This is a genomic window from Sulfuricurvum sp., from assembly GCF_031427015.1.
Classification (GTDB): Bacteria; Campylobacterota; Campylobacteria; order Campylobacterales; family Sulfurimonadaceae; genus Sulfuricurvum.
On record NZ_JASJOW010000003.1, the window covers coordinates 495,783 to 519,211 of the forward strand.

Annotated in this window: 27 protein-coding genes; 14 read left to right on the forward strand and 13 right to left on the reverse strand. The window is 41.1% G+C overall.

All coding sequences use genetic code 11. The annotated features are described in order from the left end of the window. Nucleotides 1-4: 4 nt before the first annotated feature. From RMO68_RS07760 to mrdA, 10 genes are read left to right on the forward strand one after another with little or no spacing between them, the layout of a single operon-like run. On the forward strand, nt 5-1,225 hold the full coding sequence (locus RMO68_RS07760; RefSeq protein ID WP_310440156.1) for a lytic transglycosylase domain-containing protein: 1,221 nt from the start codon (nt 5-7) through the stop codon (nt 1,223-1,225). Beyond that, nucleotides 1,218-2,021, forward strand: a complete 804-nt coding sequence (locus tag RMO68_RS07765; protein WP_310440157.1) for a septal ring lytic transglycosylase RlpA family protein — start codon at nt 1,218-1,220, stop codon at nt 2,019-2,021. Before RMO68_RS07760 ends, RMO68_RS07765 begins: the two co-directional genes overlap by 8 nt. 1 nt (nt 2,022) lies before the next feature. Continuing rightward, the gene (gene hisB / locus RMO68_RS07770; RefSeq protein ID WP_310440158.1) at nt 2,023-2,595 is read left to right on the forward strand and encodes an imidazoleglycerol-phosphate dehydratase HisB; all 573 of its coding nucleotides are present in this window, start codon (nt 2,023-2,025) and stop codon (nt 2,593-2,595) included. Next, nucleotides 2,592-3,083 carry an HAD-IIIA family hydrolase gene (locus tag RMO68_RS07775; RefSeq protein WP_310440159.1) on the forward strand — a complete coding sequence of 164 codons (492 nt, stop codon included), beginning with the start codon at nt 2,592-2,594 and terminating at the stop codon, nt 3,081-3,083. The genes hisB and RMO68_RS07775 overlap by 4 nt, the downstream gene beginning before the upstream one ends. Next, nucleotides 3,084-3,593, forward strand: coding sequence for an LPS export ABC transporter periplasmic protein LptC (gene lptC / locus RMO68_RS07780; protein ID WP_310440160.1), 510 nt, complete (start codon nt 3,084-3,086; stop codon nt 3,591-3,593). A gap of 10 nt (nt 3,594-3,603) precedes the next feature. Beyond that, nucleotides 3,604-4,098: a lipopolysaccharide transport periplasmic protein LptA gene (gene lptA / locus RMO68_RS07785; RefSeq protein ID WP_310440161.1), complete on the forward strand. Its 495-nt coding sequence runs from the start codon at nt 3,604-3,606 to the stop codon at nt 4,096-4,098. Beyond that, nucleotides 4,095-4,706 (forward strand): ribosome biogenesis GTP-binding protein YihA/YsxC, encoded by a 612-nt coding sequence (gene yihA / locus RMO68_RS07790; protein ID WP_310440162.1) that lies wholly within the window; start codon nt 4,095-4,097, stop codon nt 4,704-4,706. The genes lptA and yihA overlap by 4 nt, the downstream gene beginning before the upstream one ends. Beyond that, complete coding sequence (locus tag RMO68_RS07795) at nt 4,703-5,164, forward strand: N-acetyltransferase (RefSeq protein ID WP_310440163.1); 462 nt, start codon at nt 4,703-4,705, stop codon at nt 5,162-5,164. The genes yihA and RMO68_RS07795 overlap by 4 nt, the downstream gene beginning before the upstream one ends. Further along, nucleotides 5,131-5,586, forward strand: coding sequence for a hypothetical protein (locus tag RMO68_RS07800; RefSeq protein WP_310440164.1), 456 nt, complete (start codon nt 5,131-5,133; stop codon nt 5,584-5,586). The genes RMO68_RS07795 and RMO68_RS07800 overlap by 34 nt, the downstream gene beginning before the upstream one ends. Beyond that, on the forward strand, nt 5,583-7,385 hold the full coding sequence (gene mrdA, locus RMO68_RS07805; protein ID WP_310440165.1) for a penicillin-binding protein 2: 1,803 nt from the start codon (nt 5,583-5,585) through the stop codon (nt 7,383-7,385). The genes RMO68_RS07800 and mrdA overlap by 4 nt, the downstream gene beginning before the upstream one ends. 3 nt (nt 7,386-7,388) lie before the next feature. On the opposite strand, the gene ybeY is transcribed toward mrdA, so the two are convergent. Continuing rightward, on the reverse strand, nt 7,389-7,811 hold the full coding sequence (gene ybeY, locus RMO68_RS07810; RefSeq protein ID WP_310440166.1) for an rRNA maturation RNase YbeY: 423 nt from the start codon (nt 7,809-7,811) through the stop codon (nt 7,389-7,391). A 187-nt stretch (nt 7,812-7,998) separates the two neighbouring features. Here ybeY and queC point away from each other — a divergent pair, with 187 nt between their 5' ends. Next, the gene (gene queC / locus RMO68_RS07815; protein ID WP_310440167.1) at nt 7,999-8,664 is read left to right on the forward strand and encodes a 7-cyano-7-deazaguanine synthase QueC; all 666 of its coding nucleotides are present in this window, start codon (nt 7,999-8,001) and stop codon (nt 8,662-8,664) included. Beyond that, nucleotides 8,594-9,295, forward strand: a complete 702-nt coding sequence (locus RMO68_RS07820) for a SprT family zinc-dependent metalloprotease (protein WP_310440168.1) — start codon at nt 8,594-8,596, stop codon at nt 9,293-9,295. The genes queC and RMO68_RS07820 overlap by 71 nt, the downstream gene beginning before the upstream one ends. Here RMO68_RS07820 and RMO68_RS07825 read toward each other — a convergent pair. From RMO68_RS07825 to mobB, 5 genes are read right to left on the reverse strand one after another with little or no spacing between them, the layout of a single operon-like run. After that, entirely contained in the window at nt 9,292-10,296 is a 1,005-nt protein-coding gene (locus tag RMO68_RS07825) for a hypothetical protein (protein ID WP_310440169.1), read from the reverse strand. The genes RMO68_RS07820 and RMO68_RS07825 overlap by 4 nt on opposite strands. Next, complete coding sequence (gene metG, locus RMO68_RS07830) at nt 10,293-12,242, reverse strand: methionine--tRNA ligase (RefSeq protein ID WP_310440170.1); 1,950 nt, start codon at nt 12,240-12,242, stop codon at nt 10,293-10,295. The genes RMO68_RS07825 and metG overlap by 4 nt, the downstream gene beginning before the upstream one ends. Nucleotides 12,243-12,254: 12 nt before the next feature. Next, nucleotides 12,255-12,446, reverse strand: a complete 192-nt coding sequence (locus tag RMO68_RS07835) for a hypothetical protein (RefSeq protein WP_310440171.1) — start codon at nt 12,444-12,446, stop codon at nt 12,255-12,257. Beyond that, the gene (locus RMO68_RS07840; protein WP_310440172.1) at nt 12,430-13,275 is read right to left on the reverse strand and encodes a class 1 fructose-bisphosphatase; all 846 of its coding nucleotides are present in this window, start codon (nt 13,273-13,275) and stop codon (nt 12,430-12,432) included. Before RMO68_RS07840 ends, RMO68_RS07835 begins: the two co-directional genes overlap by 17 nt. Next, nucleotides 13,272-13,778, reverse strand: a complete 507-nt coding sequence (gene mobB / locus RMO68_RS07845; RefSeq protein WP_310440173.1) for a molybdopterin-guanine dinucleotide biosynthesis protein B — start codon at nt 13,776-13,778, stop codon at nt 13,272-13,274. The genes RMO68_RS07840 and mobB overlap by 4 nt, the downstream gene beginning before the upstream one ends. 106 nt (nt 13,779-13,884) lie before the next feature. Between mobB and RMO68_RS07850 the strand changes: the two genes are divergently transcribed. Then, nucleotides 13,885-14,370, forward strand: a complete 486-nt coding sequence (locus RMO68_RS07850) for a hypothetical protein (RefSeq protein WP_310440174.1) — start codon at nt 13,885-13,887, stop codon at nt 14,368-14,370. On the opposite strand, the gene RMO68_RS07855 is transcribed toward RMO68_RS07850, so the two are convergent. The 3 genes from RMO68_RS07855 to gltX are packed head-to-tail and all read right to left on the reverse strand — an operon-like array spanning nt 14,279 to nt 17,513. Next, nucleotides 14,279-15,934 (reverse strand): transglycosylase SLT domain-containing protein, encoded by a 1,656-nt coding sequence (locus tag RMO68_RS07855; protein WP_310440175.1) that lies wholly within the window; start codon nt 15,932-15,934, stop codon nt 14,279-14,281. The genes RMO68_RS07850 and RMO68_RS07855 overlap by 92 nt on opposite strands. Next, nucleotides 15,931-16,218, reverse strand: coding sequence for a YggT family protein (locus tag RMO68_RS07860; RefSeq protein ID WP_310440176.1), 288 nt, complete (start codon nt 16,216-16,218; stop codon nt 15,931-15,933). Before RMO68_RS07860 ends, RMO68_RS07855 begins: the two co-directional genes overlap by 4 nt. Further along, nucleotides 16,215-17,513: a glutamate--tRNA ligase gene (gene gltX / locus RMO68_RS07865; RefSeq protein WP_310440177.1), complete on the reverse strand. Its 1,299-nt coding sequence runs from the start codon at nt 17,511-17,513 to the stop codon at nt 16,215-16,217. Before gltX ends, RMO68_RS07860 begins: the two co-directional genes overlap by 4 nt. 134 nt (nt 17,514-17,647) lie before the next feature. Here gltX and RMO68_RS07870 point away from each other — a divergent pair, with 134 nt between their 5' ends. Next, nucleotides 17,648-19,534: a PilZ domain-containing protein gene (locus tag RMO68_RS07870; RefSeq protein ID WP_310440178.1), complete on the forward strand. Its 1,887-nt coding sequence runs from the start codon at nt 17,648-17,650 to the stop codon at nt 19,532-19,534. A gap of 4 nt (nt 19,535-19,538) precedes the next feature. Here RMO68_RS07870 and RMO68_RS07875 read toward each other — a convergent pair whose 3' ends face one another. From RMO68_RS07875 to RMO68_RS07890, 4 genes are read right to left on the reverse strand one after another with little or no spacing between them, the layout of a single operon-like run. Then, the gene (locus RMO68_RS07875; protein WP_310440179.1) at nt 19,539-20,189 is read right to left on the reverse strand and encodes a TrkA family potassium uptake protein; all 651 of its coding nucleotides are present in this window, start codon (nt 20,187-20,189) and stop codon (nt 19,539-19,541) included. Continuing rightward, nucleotides 20,190-21,530, reverse strand: a complete 1,341-nt coding sequence (locus RMO68_RS07880; protein WP_310440313.1) for a TrkH family potassium uptake protein — start codon at nt 21,528-21,530, stop codon at nt 20,190-20,192. It abuts the gene before it with no gap. Next, nucleotides 21,515-22,237 (reverse strand): response regulator transcription factor, encoded by a 723-nt coding sequence (locus tag RMO68_RS07885; protein WP_310440180.1) that lies wholly within the window; start codon nt 22,235-22,237, stop codon nt 21,515-21,517. Before RMO68_RS07885 ends, RMO68_RS07880 begins: the two co-directional genes overlap by 16 nt. Beyond that, nucleotides 22,234-23,259 carry a DUF4118 domain-containing protein gene (locus RMO68_RS07890; protein ID WP_310440181.1) on the reverse strand — a complete coding sequence of 342 codons (1,026 nt, stop codon included), beginning with the start codon at nt 23,257-23,259 and terminating at the stop codon, nt 22,234-22,236. Before RMO68_RS07890 ends, RMO68_RS07885 begins: the two co-directional genes overlap by 4 nt. Nucleotides 23,260-23,429 lie beyond the last annotated feature (170 nt).

A 23,429-nucleotide genomic window follows, 5' to 3' on the forward strand; every position in this document is an offset into this window, starting at 1 on the left:
GGACATGAAGCATCATTTATTGGCATTGATACTGCTTATCCCTTTAGCTCTTAATGGTGTAGGTTTTGATCCTAAAGATAAAAAAATGATTGAGGTTCTTCGCCATTTTGATATCCCCGCGTCTTATTTGAAAGATCCGTATTTGCACGATATTTATGCAGAGAAAAAGCGTGAATGTATTTTAGAAGGGTTTGCCGACTTATCCGAAAATGCCGATGTATTTATCCCGATGCTCTCCTCTTTGATCGCACAATCCGATTTACCGAGTGAATTTTTATTTGTTACGCTAGTCGAGTCTCAGTTGCACGGAAGTGCCACATCAACACGCGGAGCTGCCGGAATTTGGCAGTTTATGGAGAGTACGGGGAAATTGCATGGACTGCGGGTCAATACTTTTGTGGATGAGCGTCGTGATCATATCAAATCAACCCGTGCCGCTATCGCTTATTTAAGCAGTCTGAAAAAACAATTCGGAAAATGGTATTTGGCACTCATAGCTTACAACTGTGGCGATGGAAGACTCTCCCGTGCAATCCGTAAAGCAGGGACAAACGATATTCACGTTTTAACCGATCCTAAACGAAATTTGATTCCCTTAGAGAGCCGAAATTATATTCGCAAAGTGGTCTCTTTATCATTATTGGCAACGGATGAGATTTTTTTATCCAAAATACAATATGACGCATCCCTTAACGGAGCGGAAAATCCTATCGCAACCGTCTATCTTCCCGAAGGTGAAAAAATTGACCGGATTGCTGCCGTGCTCGAAATGCCGAAAAAAAATCTTCTTAGCCTCAATACCCACCTTAAGAAAGGGGTAACACCGCCGAATGAACAATCCTATCCGGTCTATATTCCCAAAGAAAAACTGGATGATTTCCGCCAAAAGTTTCGCCCAAAAGGGTTGCGAGGCTATTTTGTTATGCATCGGGTAAAATCGGGAGAGACGATAGAGCAGCTCTCTAGCCGCTACAACGTCCCCAAAACCTCAATAATGATGGAAAATATGATCGGAGATAATGAAGAACGGACGATCAATCGACAGGTTAAAATTCCTATTAATAAGCCATTTTTAAAAAATCCACGTCTGCACAGTGCTAAATCGGGTGAAACCCTTGCTTCAGTAGCAACATTGTATAATATGACTCTTGAACAACTTAAATTAAAAAATCCGTTTATATCAAATGCGCTGCATGAAGGAGAGGAAATACGAATTGGTGATTAAAACCCTTTTAGCGGTGCTGATTGTTTTTTTCGGAGGATGTACGACTAAAACCGGTTCCTACTCCTATCAGCCAAAACCCTCCCAAAAATACCCATCCGAACAACTCGCGATGGCTCCCTCAAACGTCTATAAAAAGAATGGGGAACTTCATGCGACTATGCGCCCCTATACCGTATTTGGAAAAGAGTATTATCCTACCGTTGTAAGGGTAGGGGATACTTTTAGCGGACGTGCGAGCTGGTACGGCCCTGATTTTCACGGGAAATCTACCTCTAACGGAGAAGCTTATGATATGTATGCCATGACAGCGGCCCATAAAACACTCCCGATGAATACCGTTGTCAGAGTTACCAATATGGAGAATAATGCCCAAACGATTGTCAGAATCAATGACCGTGGCCCGTTTGTCGAGAGCCGCATTATCGATCTCTCCTACGCTGCCGCAGAGCAAATCGGCGTTTCTAAAAAAGGGACGGCACCTGTAACTTTGGAAGTATTAGGGTTTGAGCCTACGAATATGCGATCAATTGATATGACACGGTTGGCAAAAGGTCCGAAAGAGTCGGTATTAAACGCTTTCTTTGTTCAAATCGGATCATTTGAGCGCTTTGAAGGTGCGCTAAGTACAAAGCAGAAGTACACTTCTTTCAATGGCTATTCTGCAATCATTAAAGATACAGAGTATAATAACAAACGACTATTTCGTGTCTGGCTCGGCGGATTTAAAAGTGAAGCCGAAGCTCGCGATTTCATTTCACGGGGCTATTTTGAAGGCTCCTTTATTATAAGGGAATAAGATGATCCAAAAGAAACGTCAAACCAAAGAGACCGATATTGACTTGTCACTCCGCATTGCAGGAGAGGGTAAAAGTACAATCTCGACTAAAGTGGGATTTCTGGATCATATGTTGGAAAGTTTTGCCAAACACGCTCAAATTGATTTGATGGTAACGTGTGAGGGGGATATTCATATCGACGATCACCACAGTGTCGAAGATATCGGTATTGTCTTAGGTCAGGCACTGCGTGAAGCGATCTATCCGATCGAAAAGGTGGAGCGGTTCGGAAGTGCGGTAATCGTTATGGATGAAGCGGCAGTAAGTTGTGATTTGGATTTGAGCAATCGCCCGTTTTTAGTCTATGACGTTCCCGTATCCGGAAAAATCGGCTCGTTTGAAGCCGAACTGGCCGAAGAGTTTTTTCGTGCTGTTGTCTTTAATGCCGGGATCACTGCGCATATTATTATGCAACGGGGTAAAAACAAGCACCACATTATCGAAGCGGCATTTAAATCCTTGGCCGTCGCTCTTCGCCGTGCACTGGCACATAATGATCGTTCAGGTGTTCCAAGTACCAAAGGCGTTTTATGATTAAACTCCTGATTTTAGATGTTGATGGGTGTATGAGTGACGGTAAAATCATTTATACGGCGGATGGGTTGGAACTCAAAAACTTCAACGTTAAAGACGGATTTGCCATAAAAGCATGGGTGAAAATGGGGCACAGCGTTGCGATTATCACGGGACGCAACTCAACAATCGTTGAACATAGAGCTAAAGAGTTGGATATAGCACATCTTCATCAAGGGATAAAAGACAAACGTGCCGTTGCAATAGCTATGTGTGCTGAGCTAGGGATTGAACCACATGAAGTTGCGGTTATCGGCGATGATCTCAATGACTACACTCTACTGCAATGGGCAGGGCAGGCGTATACACCGCAGGACGGTTCAGAATACCTAAAAAGCTTTGCGGAGGTTTTGAATCGATGCGGCGGTGATGCATGCGTTCGTGAAATGATTGAAAAAGTGATTCGTCGTAACGGTGAAGAAGAAAAATTTTTAGCGTTGTGGATCTAAATGTCGATTAACCTTTTTTTTGTTTTGATTCTTGGATTATTATTGGGAATGTACGGCTATTTCGCTCCGAATTATGCCGCTGTTCATGAGGTCAAAGAGGTCCCTAAAATAGAACTCATCGATTTTACACTGTATGAAATTTCTCATAAAGGGATTGATCATATTTTAGAAGGGGATGAGGGGAAAAAGTTTGATGAGTATTATGTGATAACATCAGCTAAATTTAGCGATAATACGAAAAATTTATTTCATACTATCCAAGCCGATAATGTTGATTACCGAAATGATATTATCAAGCTTAACGGACATGTTCATTACAAGAGAGATGACGGTTTGGAATTTCGCTCAAACGAGGGGATTTACAATACAAAAGCCTCCCTCATTGATACCCGCGGTTCTTTTGTCATCACCCAAAACAAAAATCGAATCGACGGTAATGGATTGCTTTATAATACGGAAGCCAAAACCGTTTCAGCGAATCAAGTACACGGCAGTTACCAATTAAAATAGGAATATTATTATGATAATACGAAATCTACTATTCATTTCTCCCTTATTGTTTGCTCTATCATGGAGCGAAGAGCTTAAAGTTATTTCTGATAATTTTAAAGGAGACCAACAAAAAGGGGTCTCTGTCTTTACCGGAAATGTAAAAGTAACAAAAGGGCGTGATGAACTCAACGCTACTAAAGTTACTATCTACACGGATAAAGAGAACAAACCGACGAAATACTTTGCAGAAGGGGATGTATCCTTTTACATCGTAACGGAACTGGGTGAAAAATATAAAGGTAAATCTCAGACTGCTATCTATCTCCCGGTTGAAAGTGAATACCAGTTTTACAAAAAAGTTGACTTGATCCGCATAGACGATTATCGTCGCGTTAAAGGGGATAAAGTGGTCGTTAACACCGTCCAAGGACACGCTTCGGCTGAAAGTGCTAATGATGAACCGGTAGTGATGACGTTTACCCTCGAAGATAAAAAAACAAAACCTAAAAGTACGGCTAAATGATTGAAATTATCGACTCTGTATTTGTCACATCGGCTCCGAATATCCGTTTAACACCGGAGAACGAGTATCAGAACGAAGTGGCATTTATGGCACGTTCCAACACAGGAAAGAGCTCATTGCTTAATACCCTTACTAAACGTAAATCTCTTGCAAAAGTTTCTGCGACACCCGGTAAAACCCGCTTAATCAACTATTTCGATGTACTGTTCACCGATCGGGATACCAATGAACGCCTAAGTGCCAAATTTGTCGACTTACCTGGGTTTGGGTATGCAAAAGTAGCAAAATCTTTAAAAACCGATTGGGAAAGTAACCTCACTGATTTTATTTCGCAACGGAAACAAATACGTATTTTTGTCCATCTTATCGATTGCCGTCACCCTGATTTAGAGATTGACCGCTCGGTAAGCACCTATTTAGATGAAATTTGTACTCCGGATCAAACCATTGTCACCATTTTTACAAAAATCGATAAATTGAATCAAAAAGAGCTTAATGAATTAAAAAAACGGTTTCCGGGTGCCATCATGGTCTCAAATTCAAAACGTCGCGGAGTTGACGCTATTGTCGAACATCTCTACCGATTGCTGAAAAGCGATGAAGTATGAGTATTACGTATAAAAAGCCAACCCTTCATGATATTCCCGCAATGCAGCTGTTGGTAGCGCCTGAAATCGAGAGTGGTGTTATTTTACCTCGTAGTAATGATGAGATCGCTACCAACATTCGATCTTATTTTTTAGCTATGGATGCAGAAAAATTAGTCGGGTTTGTCGCGCTACATATCCATTCTCCCTCTTTAGCGGAACTTCGATCTATGATCATCGATACAGAGTATCGAGGACGTAATATTGGGAGTACTTTAGTTGAGAATGCGTGTGAAGAAGGTCGTCGTTTAGGATTAAAAGAGGTTTTAGCGTTAACGTATCAGCAACGCTTTTTTGAACGTTTGGGATTTATTGAAATTCCAAAAGAGTCTATCCCCGAACATAAAATTTGGGCAGATTGTATTAAATGTAAACACTTTCCGGTATGCAACGAAGTTTCTCTTATCAAAACGTTATAAGTCGACTTTTTTTAGTCGTCTTATTCGTTATTTACATTAGCCTTAGCAGCATGTATCTCCTATTGCCGCCCTTACTGGCACTGCTTTTTTTTCTCTATTATGACGCTCTCACTAAAAATGATCTTTTTGCTTTAGTGACGGTTATTATTATGCTTCTGGTATTTGAAGCTGAAAAAGGGTTTTGGTTTGGAAGCACCGTTATTTTCTTCACCCTTCTGTCGCGTTATCTGCTTCCGAAAGTTGAGCAGACTATTCAATGCAAACCTTGTATTGCAGGGATTTTTGTTGCATTGGGGTACATCGGATATTGGGTATTTATGTGGTTTGTGAATCAAGTGCTTTTACTGAGTGTCCCTGTCATTGACTGGCATACCATTCTCTATATGATTATAGAATTTTTAATAATTGCGGCGTTAGTATGAAAATTAGAATTTTATTGACCTTTTTTATTATTGTGTGGATTGGGCTCATTGTTCGGGTATTTCACCTCTCTGTTCAATCTAACGATTATTATGAAAATCTTTCAGAAAACAATAGTATAAAATCGGAACTCTCGGCTCCGGTACGCGGTGAAATACTCGATCGTAACAATGAGCCTATCGCGATTAATGAGTTAGGATTTAAAATCGCTTTTGCCCCCCACTTAACCAAAGGTAAAGACACCACGCGTTTGGACAAAGAGGTCGCCTATTTACTCTCAATGATCCCGACATTGGACGGCAAAAAAATTGCAAAAACCTATAAACAGCAAGATTCTTACTATAACCATGCATTTATCGATGTCGTTGATTTTGTCCCGCATGAAACGGTCATTCCTCTCTATGCATTGATGAATTTACGTGAAACGATTAAAATATCCCCTTCACCGAAACGGCTCTATCCTTATGGACTTGTTGGATCACATTTCATAGGATATGTGGCAAAAGCCAACCAAAAAGAGATCAATGCCGATCCTTCATTGCAGCTTTTGGGTCACGTCGGTAAAAACGGAATTGAGAAATACTATAACCGTTATCTCCAAGGAGTTGCGGGAGAACGCCGTATTAAAGTAAATGCGCATAATGTAGAAATCGAAGAATTAGGGCGAAGTGCAACGCAAGAGAATCGTAATTTAATCCTCAACATTGATATGAATCTCCAAAATTTTATTACTCAGGCTTTTGAAAAGCGGGTGGGTGCCATCATCGTTATGGATATTCACGGCGCGGTATACGCTGCGGGAAGCTATCCCGAATATGATCTTAATACCTTTGTATCAGGAATTAGTTCTACCGATTGGAATGCCCTGATGTCAAGTGTGGATGCCCCGTTCACCAACAAAATGATTAACGGGCTCTATCCTCCGGGCTCAACCATTAAGACAGAAATGGGACTCATCTATACTACCTCCGGAATGTTGAACGAGCACAGTTCTGTCCAGTGTAGCGGGTCAATGAAACTCGGTAACCGTGCATTCCGTTGTTGGAAGAATCATGGACACGGAACCACAAATTTACCGAAAGCCATTACACAAAGCTGTGATGATTACTTTTACAAAGGATCGCTGCAAGTGGGTATCGAGCGGATGAGTACGGGGCTCATGCGTATGGGGCTCGGTAAAAAAACAGGGATCGATTTACCGAACGAATTTATAGGAACGGTCCCTAGCCGTGCATGGAAGCGAGAAAAGTTTAAAAAACCGTGGTATCAGGGTGAAACGCTTAATACTTCGATCGGTCAAGGGGATTTTCTCGTCACACCGATGCAGATTGCACAGCAAACCGCACTTATGGCTACGGGATTGCTGCCCATTCCCCACATTGCAAAAAGAATCGGAAATAACCCTAATACACCCAAACCTTTGGATGTACTAACCCCCCTTGAAAAAGAGAAACTTCCGATCATCCAAAACGCGATGCGAGGGGTATGTAATGATCCTGGCGGTACGGCAAAGGCTTATGTTTACACCCGATTTCCGATTGCCGGTAAAACAGGGACTGCCCAGACGACGGGCATAGCACAAAATGTAAAACAACGTCAAAATGAACACTCAATGGATTATTTTAGCCGATCACACGCATGGTTTACAACCTATGGGCCTGCCGATAATCCACAGTTTATCGTTACGGTTATGGTTGAGCACGGAGGACACGGCGGTGAAGCAACGGGAGGAATGGTCTCATCGATTTACAATAAGCTCGATGATTTGGGGTACATTAAAAAAGCTCCCAAAGAGGAGTAATAGTTACTCTTCGAGTGTTCGTACAATCAGACTTTTTGGAAGGTTGAATTTTTCAATCATCTCTACCTCTTTATTCCTCATTTCCCCTTGATCAACCTCATGATCGAATCCAAGAAGATGGAGTATTCCATGGATAAAGAGGAGGGCGATTTCATCGTTTTCCGTGTGTCCTAGTGTTTGTGCGACACTTTCAACTTTTTGGACACTAATCACGATACTCCCTAGCGGTGCATTAGGAAATGGATCACTTGGAAAACTCAGCACATCGGTTTCTTTGTTAATACCTCGAAACTCACGATTAATTTCAGCGATTTCACTATTATCGGTGAGTATCAGCTCAATCTCTTGTGTTGTTAACGTATCGGCTATTTGCTCTAACAGGTCAAAATTAAAATTTTTATCGGTTCGGTTATCTAATTCTATCATGACGATATTGTAACATAGGGGTACTTTTTTGATCCCATTTTGATGCCGAAACGTCTATAATTTCTTTCCTCATTGAAAACACTTCCGAAACATGAAAATCGTAACACAATAATCACGGAAGTGGACGAGATGGGGATCTTTAGACTTCCCATTGCTCCCTAAGCAACTCCCTGCTAAAATTATTCCCATGAAAAAGAAAGCACTATGTATTATGAGCGGTGGTATGGATTCGACTCTTGTCGCTTACATCATGCGCTCACGCGGCTTTGAAATCGTCGCACTCCATTTTAATTACGCTCAGCGTACGGTAAATAAAGAACTCTCATGCTTTCGTACTATCTGTAAGGATTTAGGGGTGAGTGAGAAATACGAGATCGATCTCGATTTTTTCAAAACCATCGGAGCCTCAGCCCTAACCGATCATACGCTCACAGTTCCTACAGGTGGGATTGAAGCGGGAGTTCCTATCACGTATGTACCGTTTCGTAATGGCATATTTCTCTCGATTGCCACCGCTATCGCGGAAAAAGAGGGGTGTAATACCATTGCAATCGGCGTGGTGGAAGAGGATAGCAGCGGTTATCCTGATTGTCGGGAGGCTTTTATCGAGACATTTGCAAAAGCGGCAAATTTAGGAACCAAAGAGAGCACAAACATTACGATAGAGATGCCGCTAGTGCATCTGCAAAAATCACAAATTGTCCAAGAAGCATTAGCTCTCGGCGCACCGCTGCATCTGACATGGAGCTGCTATCAAAACGACGATAAGGGATGCGGTGTGTGTGACAGCTGTCGGTTGCGGCTTCGAGGCTTTGAACGTGCCGGAGTTATTGATCCTATCGACTATGTTTAATGCCGATCATTCACCGATAACCATTCATTACCGTCCGCGTAATCGTAATACCTATATCACCATCACCCATAACGGTGAAGTCTGTGTACGCACTCCCATCAAAAACGAGCAACGTATTCGTACAATTTTGCGTGAAAGAGAGCGTTGGATACGTTCTAAACTTATTGCAATAGCCTCTGCTCCGCTACTTCATCATACCCTCGGTGAAACAATACGCTTTAGAGGAGAATGTATACCTCTTGCGCAATTACCGAATCTTTTAGAAAGTATACAAAAAGTAAAAAATAGTAGTAATATTGAAAAATATTACAATGATTTTTATAAAAATGAAGCCCTTTTAACCCTTCCTTCACGTGTATCGCATTATGCACGAAAAATGAATTTGCACCCAAAAGAGATACGATTTAAAAAGATGCGCAGACGCTGGGGGAGTTGTAATAGCGATGGAATCGTGACCCTTAATACCATGATGATGCAGCTCACTTACGAACATATCGATTACATCATTGTCCATGAATTAGCCCATTTACGCCATATGAACCATTCTAAAGATTTTCATGATTTGGTACGGAGTATTTTAGGCAATGAGAAGCTGTTACGTCGTGAACTAAAACAAATTCGAATAGGTTAAAACTCAAGTTCTAGCTGTTTCATAGCAGATCGGGTAGGGTTTAATATTCCCTTATCCACCCCTGCAACAAGGGCAAAATGGAAAACTGCCGATTGTAAAATAGCCAATACCTCTTCAGGATAACGGTAGAAAATGATATTGTCTACCCCTATTGTTATACTTGAACGCATACTCTCCGGAAGGAGATAAATTATTTTCGCCCAAGCTGCCTGCGCATCTAAAAAATCAATCTGCTCATCAATCAGCTCAAGAAGGGGTTCAAATATTACCACACGATCACTGCTTCCGAATTCTTTGCTCTCCAATCTCGAATTGGTAAAGACAGGGATAAAATGCCCCATTTTACTAAATCCGCGTATCTGAAAAGGAATACGTAAAAAAGTATAGAAAAAGAGGATATGTTCTAAATAAGGGATGAAAAACGGTGAGAGCATCTGACGCTCATAAAAAGTATCATTGTGGATAAACGAGGTCTCAAACAAAGTTTGCTCAATAATAGTAATTGTACTTTCCTGAGCACGTATCAGTTGTGAGTGTTCAATAAAAATATCGGGGTCGGTAAGGGCAGGGGAGAAGAGTACTATCGACTTTTTCTCTAACACCCACAGTTTTTCCCAAATATTTTGCATCGACCCCTCTATGTTACAAAAGTTCGGCGGTGTGGATATCATGGAAGAGAGACGTAAAGTTATGGGGTCACACGCGTACGCTTGCAACTCTTTTTCAAGGAGATAAAAGCGAAGAAGCTTTTTGAGAGCACTGTCAATATTATCTACTTTGATCCAAGCAATTTCACTATCGCTGATTTGAGTAGGCTTATCAAACATGACTCCGTACGCACCGTTTTGAAGCGCTTCGGGAATATCTTCAGGAGAATAAGCGACAAAAAAAGATCCGCGCTTTACTTTGGAAGGTTCAAAGGCGACACTTTCAAAGATACTGACCGAGGGTTCCCCTAAAAGGTTCCCTTTACTCAGTGCGAGGATATTTTCGAGTCTCATCCCACCGAACTTCCGCTGAGGCGTGGTTTTTCAGGTCGGACGAGACAAAGCCCGTCCGTGTCTTTTGCCGCTAAAATCATCCCCTCGGAGAGCAATCCCATCAGTTTAGCAGGTTTTAAATTAGCAACCACACATACTTGGGTTCCGATCAGTGATTGGGCACTGTAATATTCACGGATACCCGCTACGATTTGTCTTGGAGATTCTTCTCCCAAATCGACTTGAAGTTTCAGGAGTTTTGAACTTTTTGGAACCTCTTCGGCATCCAGAACGGTTCCGATTTTAATCGAGGTTTGGAAAAACTGATCGATGGTGATGAGTCCCTCTTCAGACATGGTAGATTCTTTTTTATCTACCATGGCAGGTTTCGGTTCCGATTTAGGAGCTTCTTCTATCATTGCTTTTGGAGCTTCTTGCATCAACGGCTCATCCACACGCGGAAATAGTGGAGGAATTTTTTTTATGGTAAAGGTATCTAAAAGTCCTTTATTGAGAATAAGGTTGGTATAGCTCTGCGATGTAATCTCGAATCCGAGCGCATCCGCAATGGTTGATGTCGTACTCGGCATAATAGAGTGTAGCATCACGGAAGCTTTTGCTAAGAGGTTGGCAACCAAAGCGACCGTAGCGAGCGCTTCGTCATTACGCCCCTCTTTGATTTTCACCCACGGAGCATGTTCTTCAATCGCTTTGTTGCCGATAGTGAATACTTTCCAAAGCTCTTCGAGGTAACGGTGAAGCTGCAATTCATTCAAATATGTATCCAAAGAACCCAAAATAGCATGCGTGTCATTCAACTCTTTGGCATGGTATTTCTCAACATCACAACTGTTGATGACAAAGTCGGAGTATTTCTCGCTCATCCCGATAATACGGTTGAGAAGATTTCCCAAATCATTACTTAGATCCGAATTCATACGATCGATCAGAGCACGTTGAGAGAAATCGCCGTCTTGTCCGAACGGAACTTCGCGCATCATAAAATAACGAAAGTTTTCGACACCGTAATGTTTGGAAACTTCACGCGGGTCAACAACGTTTCCTTTTGATTTTGACATTTTTTCGCCATCGCGTGTCCACCATCCGTGTGCACCGATATGTTTAGGGAGCGGAAGTCCTAAACTCATCAAGAATGCCGGCCAATAGATAGCATGAAAACGGAGGATATCTTTACCAACCAATTGGACGTTTGCAGGCCAGAACTCCATTTTTGCTTCATCACTGCCATAGCCAAGGGCCGTGACGTAGTTCATAAGGGCATCAAGCCAAACATACATCACGTGTTTCGGTTCATTCATCGACTCAGGAAGGTGCACTCCCCAGCTAAAACTGGTACGGGTAACAGAGAGATCATTTAATCCCCCCTTTACAAAGCTTATCACTTCATTACGACGTGATTTAGGGAGGATAAATTCCGGATGCGCTTCATAATATTCTAAAAGAGGTTTTTCATATTTTGAAAGGCGAAAAAAGTAACTCTCCTCTTTAAGGATAGTGGTCGCTCTGCCGCAATCAGGACAGCCGCCGCCGTCCATTAACTGGGATTCAGGGAAAAAGGTTTCACAGCTGACACAGTAGTTCCCCTCATAAAAGTCTTTATAGATATCGCCGTTTTCGAACATTTTTAAGAATGCGGCCTGCACCCCTTTCTTATGTTCACTGTCAGTCGTACGGATAAATTGATCGTAACTAATATTAAATTCATCCCACAAATTTCGAAACGTCGCACTGATCTCGTCGGCAAATTGCTGAGTCGGTTTTGAGAGGTTTTTTGCCGCTTCTTCGATTTTTTGTCCGTGTTCATCCGTACCGGTAAGAAAATAGATCTCATCTCCGATAAGCCGTCCATGACGTGCCAACGTATCGGCAATAAACGTTGTGTACGCATGACCGATATGGGCTTCACCGTTAACGTAATAAATAGGGGTAGTAATATAGTTTTTCATTTATTTTCCTTGTTAAAAATCAAATCCGCCGGTTTCACCCTTGGACATACTCTCATACACACTTCGGATGTATTTCGTGCGAATCTCGCATCCGATACATTTTTCACACACATAACAGCTCGTTACGTTTTTTTCTTCTTGGCACTCTTGGAGAACTTTTATAGCTTCATCCAGTCGTACTTCGTATTCACTGTTGTCCTGCATAGACACTCAATACCTCGTTTACTTCATCACATGAGCCGAAAAAACATGGGCTGGTATCATGGACGTGGCGCGGCTCTTTTTCGAGAACACGTGCAGAGCCGTCAACCGCTTTACCACCCGCTCTCTCGAAAATAAAGGCAAAAGGAAAAACTTCAAACAACATTCGAAGTTTTCCTTCCGGTTTATCGCTTGCTCCCGGATAACTGAACAATCCTCCCCCTTTGAGGAGGATTTGATGCAAATCGGGAACCATACCGCCCGAATAGCGCAGACGATATCCGCGTGTAAAAAAGCTATCGATCATCGATTTATGATACGGTGCCCAGTACTGCTGTGTACCGCCGGGAGCCATAATTTTCCCTTTTTCATTCAATTGGATATGTTTAACAAACTCAAACTCGCCGTTTTGAAGAAGATAGAGAGAGACATTATGTTCATCCGCAAATACCAACTCAACACGAGGGCCGTAAACGACGTAACACGAAGCTACCATTTTACTTGGAGTAAAAGACCCCTCATAGATTCCGAAGATAGACCCGACACTGAGGTTAACATCAACCAAAGAGGAACCATCCAGCGGATCAAAGGCGATAAAATAGTGGCCGCTTTCATTCAGTACCATCGGGTGTTCTTTCTCTTCACTGGCGATAGTATGAACCCCCTCAACGCGGCTAAGTTCCTCTTCGATAATCAAATCACTTTGAATATCAAGTTGAAGCTGTGTCTCACCCGAACTGTTTTGTTCTTGCGAATAGCCGATATCTTTCACATCAATAGCATTTTTTATTCGTATGGCACTTTTTTGGATCGCTTCTAAAATAACATTCATTTCATAACCTTTGCATGAGCTAAAATCCACTCGATCACCTGATCGGGGTTGTTGAGATCGAGGAGATCGATCCCCTCGGGTATAGAGTAGTGTGCGGTGTCGATAGTATCATCGATGGCCAATGCGTTCATATAAGGGAAATAATCGGCATCAATGGAACCTCTAAAAATACTAATCCGCGGAAGAGGGAGATTTTTAAGCCCCTCGACCAGAAGAACATCAAAGTCGCCGAAAAGGGAGATCAGCTCATCAAGTTCTTTATGACGCTGTGAAAAATAGGTGGTGCGGGTAGGGGAGGTTACAATCACTTCAGCACCCGTATCACTGAACTTGTAGCTGTCCTTTCCCGGAACATCAAACTGAGCTTTATCTTTCGGGTCATTTTTGATAATGGCAACTTCTAAATTGTGTTCGTGAATTAATTTTCGTGCCACTTTTAGAATCAGCGTTGTTTTGCCGCTGTTGGAGGGTCCGGTGAATGCAATCGCTAAACGTTTTTTCAAAAAACATACCTCTAATAAAATTAGAGATATTATAGTCAACAATCATTGAAAGTTGGTTAAGGCGAGTTGACGTATAATAACGATTATTCGATGCAAAAGGATTACAATGCGATTTTCATGGATAGCAATTTCTGCTTTATTGGTCTTTAGCGGTTGTTCACAAAAAGGGGCATTTGATCTTTTTAAGATGGATGATACGCATGAACGCGCCGTAGAACAGCTGCGCACTGGTTCGATAGTCCTTTCACTCGAGACCAAAGCGATTTTTTCCTCTTTGTATCTTAACAAAATGGATCCGGTTCAATACAAAGACGGGGAATATTTTATTGTTTCGGTCTATTTTGAAAAAGATAACCGGACGATTAAAGTGAGAGAGTTGGAAACAAACGGATATGAGTTGAGATTAAACGGTAAAAAGGCGACAGCTATTGAGCCTCTTGATGAAAAAGATCCGAGACGCTCTCTTATGCCGATCCAAAATAATTGGAATCGGTACTATTTTATTCGCTTTGATTCAGTACGAGAGACTTCTTTAGCTCTTCAGCTCGAAAATAATCAGACAGGGAAGGTTGTGTTAAGCTATCAAAAATAGCGGCTATTGAAACACTTTCTCCTAGAATTTTCTTATAGATAACGTAGTTGGCAAGAACTCTCTTGCCATACTCTCGGCTCTCGGCATTTCCTACCAGTTCCATACTCATAAACGGTTCATGCTCACCGACATTAAAATATCCGCCACTTAGTAATAAACGTTTTGTAAATCCGATTCCTCCGTTATACGCATACGCCATCAAAACAGGATTGTACAGGGTCGCTTCAATGTGTTTCATATGTTCTATCGAGTAAGCAATACCGTATTGCGGATTGAACATATCATAGTATGATGTCACCTTCATCGGATGAATTTTAGAAATTGAGTCAACATTAAACGGCATAATCTGCATCAATCCAAGGGCAAATGAACGTGAAATTAACCCGGGGATCATCCGAGTTTCTTGACGCATCAATGCATAAAGCATCGCTTTTTTATCGGTACTGAGTGTTGTCATGTATTGATCATACGGCATCGTAAAATTATGAATATAAGGTTGATACACACGCTCAATCATGTACGCCTGTACCGCCAGTGAATCTTCACCGTCATAGCGCTCAACGATTTCATAAAGTTTTTCAGGAGGGGTTTCCATCAGTTCTTTATGGAGGAGATTCCATTCAAACGGATTATCCCCTTTAAATCCCCCTTTATCAGGAGTCGGCAGTGTCGTAAAATAGTTTTCCGTCTCCATAGAGAGCTTCTCTTTTGCCCACAGCGTGTACATATTAATATCCAGACTCTCCGCCAACTCTTTAAGAAGGGTTTCTTCTTGGGTAATTCGATACAACCAAAAAATAGTTTTATCCCGTTCCATCGGGGAAAGTGCTTTTAATCGTGCTTCTCGAAGGTGAAAAAGTGCATTATCCGGACGTTTAAATTTTAGTGCATTAATTCCAAGATAAAAATGGGTTTGAGAATCGTAAACACCGCCGCTCACGTTACTGAGAGATTCTTGCACTTTATCCAGTTTCTGTTCGGTTGCACTGAGATAAACAAAATGATTAAACCCTTTTAGCGTAGTGAGCTGTCCCAAAATCTCATTATCGATAGTATGGTTAAAGTGCTCCGCTCGGTATTGCACACCGGAAATAAGAAAAAGTTTTAACGACGATGCCGCATCGCTAAACGGTGAAAAATGGCTATTATGGTTCATTGTCCGAAGCCACTGCACATCGCCGAAACGCTCACCCAAACGGGTAGCAATTAATTCACGTTCGTAACTTTGAAGATGTTGCGCTTTTATGGGAGAAAGGGCTAAATAAAGACAATCATCTTCTTGAATATTCATCAAGTCGGTAGAAATTTTCTGCATACACTCAGCCGTATAACGAATCTCCGCCTCATCACTCTTTTTAGCGTAATCGAATAAAAATCGCTCGTTTACGGTATCCACTTGATAGAAGGCTTCAGAAGCTTGGGTTGCATTGATGTCTTGGCGTAAATATTGCCAGATTAAAAAGTTTTTTTCACGTGATGAGGGTTTATCATTGATCTCTTCAATCGTTACCGCATGGACAGTGGTTACCAGTAAAAAAACGGCAAGAGTGAATGAATATTTCACGGTATAACCACCGCATTGATGACATTTACCAATATAACGTCGAGTACATTCAATAAAATAATCAAAATAATCGGTGCCAAGTCCAGTCCATTAAAAACGGTCGGCATAATTCGTCGCACTGCACGATAGGCAGGTTCGGTAAGTCGGTAAATAATCTGAACAATCGGATTATACGGATCAGGACGTACCCACGTCAAAAGAGCACCGATTATAACTACCCACGTATAGACTGTTAGGAGCGAATGGACAATACCGCCAAGTCCTGAGATAATTCCTTCCATCATTTTGCCACCTCTTTCAGATAATTTTTAATATGGGTATAGAGATCGTTCATCTCCGGTCCATGCTCGGCACCGCCGATAAGAATTCGCAACGGTTTAAAGAGACTTTTCCCTTTTAAACCGCTGTGTTCCATCAAATAGGCTTTGTACGATTCATAGTCATCAAAATGTGGGGCTTTTAGGGTTAAATCGCGCAACACATCAAACCCCTCTTTGTACTCATCAGGGACAACTTTCGGGGCAAAAATCGCACCGATTTTTTCTCGAAGTTCTTTGAGTGTACTCGCTTCTTCTAAAAATATTTTCGCAAGCAATCCGATCTCTTCATCGGCAAATCCGACATAGCGGGAAAGCTCTTTGGGATCAAGCCCTTTAAGATGCTCACGATTAATAAATTTCAGTTTATCGATATCAAAACGAGCGGGAGCTTTTGAGATTGTTTTCAAATCGAACCACTTAATTGCCTCTTTAAGCGAGAAGATTTCAGTAGGAGTCTTATTCCCCATTAGAATCAAATAATTCGTGATTGCTTCAGGCAAAAATCCCTCTTCTAAAAGCCATTTAACACTCGAAGCATCATCACGCTTCGACATCTTTTTACCTTCGTTTCCAAGGATAATCGGCAAATGGGCGTATTCAATTTTTTTCGTGTATCCAAGCGCTTCATGGATTGCCATTTGCTTAGGGGTATTGCTAAGATGATCTTCCCCTCTGATAATGAGTGAAATATCGGCAAGCATGTCATCCACCGCACACGCAAAATTATAAGTAGGATACTTATCGGCACGCATTAAAATGAAACTGTCAATATCATCCGGGGCAAAGGTTGATGAACCTTTGATAATATCGGTTACCGTAATCGGATGGTTTGGTTTTTTAAGTCGGATCGTAAAGGGGAGGGGATTATCGATCACCTCTTCGGCTCGAAGATTTTCACATGCACCGTCATAACGATACGCGATTTTCCCCTCTTTAGACGCTTCACGCTTGGTTTCAAGTGTTTCGGCACTGCAAAAACAGTTAAATGCTTTTTTATCCTGAAGTAGTTGAAGTGCCATTGCACGGTGAAATCGTAAATTATCGCTTTGAAGCTGCTGTTCTTGATGTTCAATCCCAAAAAGTGCCAAAATTTCAAATATTTCTTTCTCTTTTCCCGGAATATTGCGTTCTTTATCCGTATCTTCAATACGAATCAAAAGGGGCTCTTCACGCTGTACTGAGGAAATGTAGTTAAACAAAGCGACACGAAGATTTCCAATGTGCATATCACCGGTCGGACTTGGGGCAAAACGAAGCATAAATATTTCCTAAAACTTTTTTGCAATATTAGCAGAAACTGTGTTTAAGCTAACTTTGTCAGGATTTAAGTGGTGAAAAAAGCGTAATAGGGTACAATATCACTATAAATTATATCGCAACATTAGGGATGCAGGTGTCCATTCAAAAAATATCAAAATATGCCCAACATTTTGATCTCGTTGTACTCTATGAAGAAGGGGCTTCACTCCCTTTTCGTGAATATGCAGATGCGGTATTTCGTACATCGGACTATCGTCCGATCGAAGCCATTGACGCAACCACCTCTTTGCACTCTCACCTATTTGTTTTGTGCGGATCGAGCAATTTTTTAAAGTCTCCCGTAATTAAAAATGTTCTGGCTGCTTCTCAGTACCTTGAATTGATTATCCTGACTCCTGAAAATACCAATATTTCTGCTTTAAAAATTGCCCTTTCTCTTCGTGCATCGAGTGTCAGTAGTATTCCTTCGAATGAAGATGAATTTGTAAATGTTATGATGGGCGTTTTTTCTACTCTGGTTAAAAAGCACAACGAATCTATCCTGAACAATTACGACCGTACTATCTCTGAATACTCAAATAACCTCTTTTGGATTCATAAAGAAGGGAAAGCGGTTTATGCCAACGATACGTTAAAACGAGAACTTGGAATCAAAAGTTTGGCAGAACTTGATCAATCTTTTAATGATAAGGAGATGGCGCCGCTCCTTAAAAAAGTGGAAATAGCTCAAAAAATCATCTCCAAAAAAGCTGCATCCGGAGAAGTCAAAGAGTTTTTTGTTACCAATCAGCCTTTAAAAGACGAAGAATTCCTTGTAACGATGATCCCTCTGACAGAACCGATACAAACGTCTAAAAAACAGCTTCACAATCGAATGAGCTTCATCGAACTCCTTACCGATGCATTTAAAGTTCATAAAAAAGAGAATGAATCGATTCCCGTTATTGTGATGTATATTGAAAACTCGGATAAAATCATTGAGATGCGGGGGGAAAATATTTACAACGAAGTGTGTAAAGAGATCCTCAAACTCGCCCAATTGCATTTTGATCTGGACATACAAATAGCCCAGTGGGATAAAGACATTTATACCCTTATTTCATCGACTATTTTACTGAATGAACTCAAAAATAAGTTAGAACAATTCCATGAGAGATTGAGTGCTGAAATTTCAATCGAAGGCGCTTCGCCTATGATTGACTCTTTTCTTATCGATATGCAAGGGGTTGAGCTCAACAAAGCGATCGGAATTATCGACCATATCAATCAAAAGCAGCTCCTTTCTCGTGATTTAGCTCATCTAGTCCATTTTGAGATTTCAGCATCGCCGCAAGAAGAAGATAATTACCATCAAGCGATTCACTATCTCGAAAAAATGATTATGACAAAAACACCTATTAAGTTGCTGAATTTTTACAAAGGGATTCGTATCAGCACGGCGGCACGAATAGTAAAAATTTCCAACGACTTAGTGTACGTCTCTATCGAAAAGATTCAAGGGTATGCGATGAAACTGGAGCAAAATGTCGTCATACAAGGGGCAAATATGCCTTTCGATATTTTAGCCAATGTAAAAATTGTTGATGTAGGGAAAAAAATTGCCGTATTATCAAACTTTGAGCCGTTGCAAGCCTCCGGCAATAACCGTCAATACATACGTATCCAAAGCGATCATCGAATGCACGTCACCATTACGGCCGCCAAAAGTGTGATGTCAGGAACCATTTTAGATATTTCGATCAAATCGATAGCCTGCAAACTCAGCGTATCGAAAGTTCCGCTTGTTTTAGGAAGCAACGTCAATTTGCAATTCAATCTTCCGCTCGATCGTTTTGATGGCGGGATGGTTACCATGGTAGTTCCCGGTAGTTTGCAGTACATTCATGAAAGTGAAGAATTCACAAAAGTAGTCGTAGATCTAAATCTCGCCGAACCGTATGAAAGTTATCTGATCGAATATATTTACGCCCGTCAGCAAGCGCTCGTCAATGAAATTAAAACGATTGCCAACAGACTCTAAAAGATTAAATCTTCTTACTCAGAGCCTCAATGTGGGCACTGTTCCCCAGTACGACTAGAATATCCCCTTTTTCAAGAATATCATCTTTTTCAAACGAGCTATACCATACCCCTTGATGTTTGTACGCGATAGGTTTTACCTCATAGTCTGTTTCAAAAATCGGAGAGAGTATCGAAGTTCCGACCCAAAAAGATGGGACGGTAAGTTTGGCTATTTTCATCGTTATAGAGAGATCAATCGTCTCGTAATGCATATTCTGAACCATTTTTTTAACAATTTTTTTAGCCGATTCCATCTCCGGATAGATCACTTTTGCCGCCCCGAGTTTGGAGAGGATTTGCCCATGTACCTGTGTAATCGCTTTTGCTACAACCGTCTCCACCCCAAGCTCTTTAAGTGCCATAACGGTCAAAATACTTGCTTCGATGTTTTCTCCGATACTGACAACCGCAACATCGACGTTTCCGATCCCCGCTTCACGCAATGCCCGAATATCGGTAGAATCCATCACAATCGCATCTTGCACGTATTCATTAATTTCCCGAACTTGCTCCTCATCTTGATCAACGGCAATGACGCTAAGCCCTTGTTGTGCTAGCCCCTTGGCAACATGAAATCCAAATTTTCCTAAACCGATAACTGCGAATGTATTCATTTAAATAATAACCTTTCCTTCTGCATATTTTATGCGGCTTTGAACCGCTTTCCCAACAATGATAATTGTAAAGGCAAAGACTCCTACACGACCCATTAGCATCAATACAATGATATTGAATTTTCCCCAGTCGCTAAAGAGAGCACTGTAACTTAAAACTCCCCCGTTTCCTGTTGATAATCCTACCGTACCAAAGGCAGATGTTGTTTCAAATAAAATGCGTAAAAATGGCAAACGTTCTACCTCACTAAGAATAATGGTAGAGACTACGACATAAATAGATGCTACAAAAATGATGGCATATGCTTTATTAATTTGATACGGTGATATTGAGCGATGAAAAACATGAGCACTTGTATTACCGCGTAGTGTATACCATACCCCGATAAGAGCTAAGGCAACGGCGGTTGTTTTAATCCCTCCTGCAGTACCTCCTGGGCTTCCACCAGTCATCATGAAAAAAGTGGCGAAAAATAGATTCGAGTCAGTTAAGGTTGAAATATCTATCGTATTAAAGCCTGCTGTGCGATAGTTGACCGATGCAAACCATGCTGCCAAAACTTTCTCATGCGATGCCATTGATTTAAACGCATTATTCCATTCCAATGATAATAATAACCCCATTGCAAGTAAAATCAAAATACTACTCATAATAAGAACTATCTTCGTATGGGTAGAAATACGGATTAACTGTCCGCGTCTATAATTGTAGATTTCAAGTAAAACCATATAACCCAAACCACCTAAAATTATCAGAGTAGGAATGGTGATATTAATGATGATATCACGCTGATATCCCATCATATTATCGCTAAATAGGGAAAAACCGGCATTATTAAATGCCGATACCGCATGAAATATACCGAACCATGCCGCTTTCTCAATCGGCATATCGATCCAAAAGCGAAGCGTCAGGACGATCATCCCAATCACTTCTATAATAAAGATAGAGCCAAAAACGATTTTTAAAAATCGTACCAATCCATCCATACCCGGATAATTCAGTGATTCTTGCAATATTAAACGATCACGATGTCCGAGTTTTTGACGACGCATTACCGCTAAAAAGGTGACTGCGGTCATATACCCCAACCCCCCTATTTGTATTAGAAGCATGATAATGACCTGCCCGATAGGGGTAAAATCAACTGGGGTATCTTTAACGATCAGCCCAGTAACACATACCGCCGAGGTAGAGGTGAAAAGTGCATCGATAAAACGAATCTCGCCATAATGTGCAAATGGCATTAATAACAGTAGCGTTCCTAGCAATATCAATCCGATAAAGCTGTAAACGATGAGTTTAATTTCATGCGTATGTATTGTTAATCCTTTTCTAATGAGATGGTATTGTCAAAATGTTCACAAATAAACCGATATCCGATCCCCAATTCGGTTTGAATATAGGTAGGGCGCGCCGTGTCGGCTTCAATTTTTTTTCGTAATGTATTGATATAGGTACGAAGATACTGCATCTCATTTTGATAGCCGACACCCCATACATCTTTTAGAATACGCGCATACGGAAGTACCTGATTGCGGTGAAGAATAAAATATTTGAGCAAATTGAACTCCGTCGGAGTCAACTTTAAAAGTTCATCACCATTCCAAGCAAGATGGTGTTCGATATCAAGTTTTATATCATGGCATAGTATAACATTTACCATAGGCTGTAAACCTAAAAATCGGCGTTGTGCCGAACGTATACGAGCGAGCAGTTCATCAATCGAGAACGGCTTCATAACATAGTCATCCGCACCTGCGTCGAGGGAAGCGATCACCTCTTTTTCTTCATGTCTTGCCGATACGACGATAATCGGAATGGAGAGTTCTGCTCGTATAGTTTTAATTAACCCTTTTCCATCTCCATCAGGAAGCCCAAGATCGAGAAGAATCAAATCAGGGCTATTAGCGTTTAATAAACGTATCGCACTTTTAATATCGGAAGTAACGAGCGTTTTATACCCCTGTTGATGAAGTGAGAAACTCACCATTTTTGAGATTGCCTCATCATCTTCAATAATTAAAATCAGTTCCTGAACTCTCATAGTAACTCTTTTAATCCCTCTGAGGGCAATTTGTTGACGGGAAATCGGATTTCAAAACAAACACCGTTTTGAACATTATAGGCCTCAATAACCCCACTATGTGCATTCACGATATCGCGGCAAATCGATAATCCGATACCGCTGCCGCCGATATCTCCCATATGATCAATACGATAGAAGCGGTCAAACATATTTTTAAGATCCGCCTTTTTAATCGGAGTAGATTCATTGAAACACATAAGCTTGATTGTCTTTGCATCTGACGTAACGCTTAGGCGTATTTGTTTCCCGTTATCGGTGTATTTTAAAGCATTGTCAATCAAATTGACGATTAAACGGACCAGTAATGCACAATCTCCCCAAAAGAGCCGTAAATCGGGGTCGATTCGGACACTAATCTGAGATTCTTTGGGGTTATAGCGGAATTCTTGTAAAGCTACGCCGATAATATCTTCAAAATCACACCACTCTTTACGAAGAGCACTGTGTGTGTCTTGTAAACGGGCACTATCAAGAAGATTCGCGACTAAACGATTCATCCTTTGCCCTGAATCATTGATTTGTACCAATACCTCCCGTCGGGTTGCGGCATCATACATTTGTTCTTTTAATAACAAAGAGGCATTTCCTAAAATAGAGGAGAGGGGCGTTTTTAAATCATGCGAAAGGGTGCTTAAAAATATCTCTTTGATCGTATTCGCCTGAATCCGTTTTGCCTGCGCACTGATCGTATAACCCACCGCAAAAAAAATAATAAAACTCCATATATAAGAGAGGTCATGTACATCAAAACTGTATTCCGGCGGTACATATAACAAATCAAACAAGACAACGGAACCGGCAGTCACAACCATAGTTGATCCCATATTCCCGCGGAGAGCCATGACGATAACCGGAATTAAATGAATCAATGCAATATTAATAAGTCCCAGCTCAATTCTAAACAGCTGACTTACCATGGTTATCATGCTAAGCAATAAAAAAGAAACCACATAGTGGCGATACGGATATATAAATCTCATTTGTCCATCGTTGATGCAATTTTTACTAATATAGCAATAATCAGACCGAATAAAATAATTCCCTCAATCACTACAACCCAAATATTATCTGTTAAATGCATAGGTTCCTATCTTTTTTGGAGAAATTGTAACCCTTATCTTGTCAAGATGATATCAAAATTTTAGTCTCG

Coding starts and splice junctions, on each gene's coding strand:
- RMO68_RS07760 (WP_310440156.1), top strand. CDS start 5: ATGAAGCATCATTTATTGGCATTGATACTGCTTATCCCTTTAGCTCTT.
- hisB (WP_310440158.1), top strand. CDS start 2,023: ATGATCCAAAAGAAACGTCAAACCAAAGAGACCGATATTGACTTGTCA.
- RMO68_RS07775 (WP_310440159.1), top strand. CDS start 2,592: ATGATTAAACTCCTGATTTTAGATGTTGATGGGTGTATGAGTGACGGT.
- lptC (WP_310440160.1), top strand. CDS start 3,084: ATGTCGATTAACCTTTTTTTTGTTTTGATTCTTGGATTATTATTGGGA.
- lptA (WP_310440161.1), top strand. CDS start 3,604: ATGATAATACGAAATCTACTATTCATTTCTCCCTTATTGTTTGCTCTA.
- yihA (WP_310440162.1), top strand. CDS start 4,095: ATGATTGAAATTATCGACTCTGTATTTGTCACATCGGCTCCGAATATC.
- RMO68_RS07795 (WP_310440163.1), top strand. CDS start 4,703: ATGAGTATTACGTATAAAAAGCCAACCCTTCATGATATTCCCGCAATG.
- RMO68_RS07800 (WP_310440164.1), top strand. CDS start 5,131: ATGCAACGAAGTTTCTCTTATCAAAACGTTATAAGTCGACTTTTTTTA.
- mrdA (WP_310440165.1), top strand. CDS start 5,583: ATGAAAATTAGAATTTTATTGACCTTTTTTATTATTGTGTGGATTGGG.
- ybeY (WP_310440166.1), bottom strand. CDS start 7,811: ATGATAGAATTAGATAACCGAACCGATAAAAATTTTAATTTTGACCTG.
- queC (WP_310440167.1), top strand. CDS start 7,999: ATGAAAAAGAAAGCACTATGTATTATGAGCGGTGGTATGGATTCGACT.
- RMO68_RS07825 (WP_310440169.1), bottom strand. CDS start 10,296: ATGAGACTCGAAAATATCCTCGCACTGAGTAAAGGGAACCTTTTAGGG.
- metG (WP_310440170.1), bottom strand. CDS start 12,242: ATGAAAAACTATATTACTACCCCTATTTATTACGTTAACGGTGAAGCC.
- RMO68_RS07835 (WP_310440171.1), bottom strand. CDS start 12,446: ATGCAGGACAACAGTGAATACGAAGTACGACTGGATGAAGCTATAAAA.
- RMO68_RS07840 (WP_310440172.1), bottom strand. CDS start 13,275: ATGAATGTTATTTTAGAAGCGATCCAAAAAAGTGCCATACGAATAAAA.
- RMO68_RS07850 (WP_310440174.1), top strand. CDS start 13,885: ATGCGATTTTCATGGATAGCAATTTCTGCTTTATTGGTCTTTAGCGGT.
- RMO68_RS07860 (WP_310440176.1), bottom strand. CDS start 16,218: ATGATGGAAGGAATTATCTCAGGACTTGGCGGTATTGTCCATTCGCTC.
- gltX (WP_310440177.1), bottom strand. CDS start 17,513: ATGCTTCGTTTTGCCCCAAGTCCGACCGGTGATATGCACATTGGAAAT.
- RMO68_RS07875 (WP_310440179.1), bottom strand. CDS start 20,189: ATGAATACATTCGCAGTTATCGGTTTAGGAAAATTTGGATTTCATGTT.
- RMO68_RS07885 (WP_310440180.1), bottom strand. CDS start 22,237: ATGAGAGTTCAGGAACTGATTTTAATTATTGAAGATGATGAGGCAATC.
- RMO68_RS07890 (WP_310440181.1), bottom strand. CDS start 23,259: ATGAGATTTATATATCCGTATCGCCACTATGTGGTTTCTTTTTTATTG.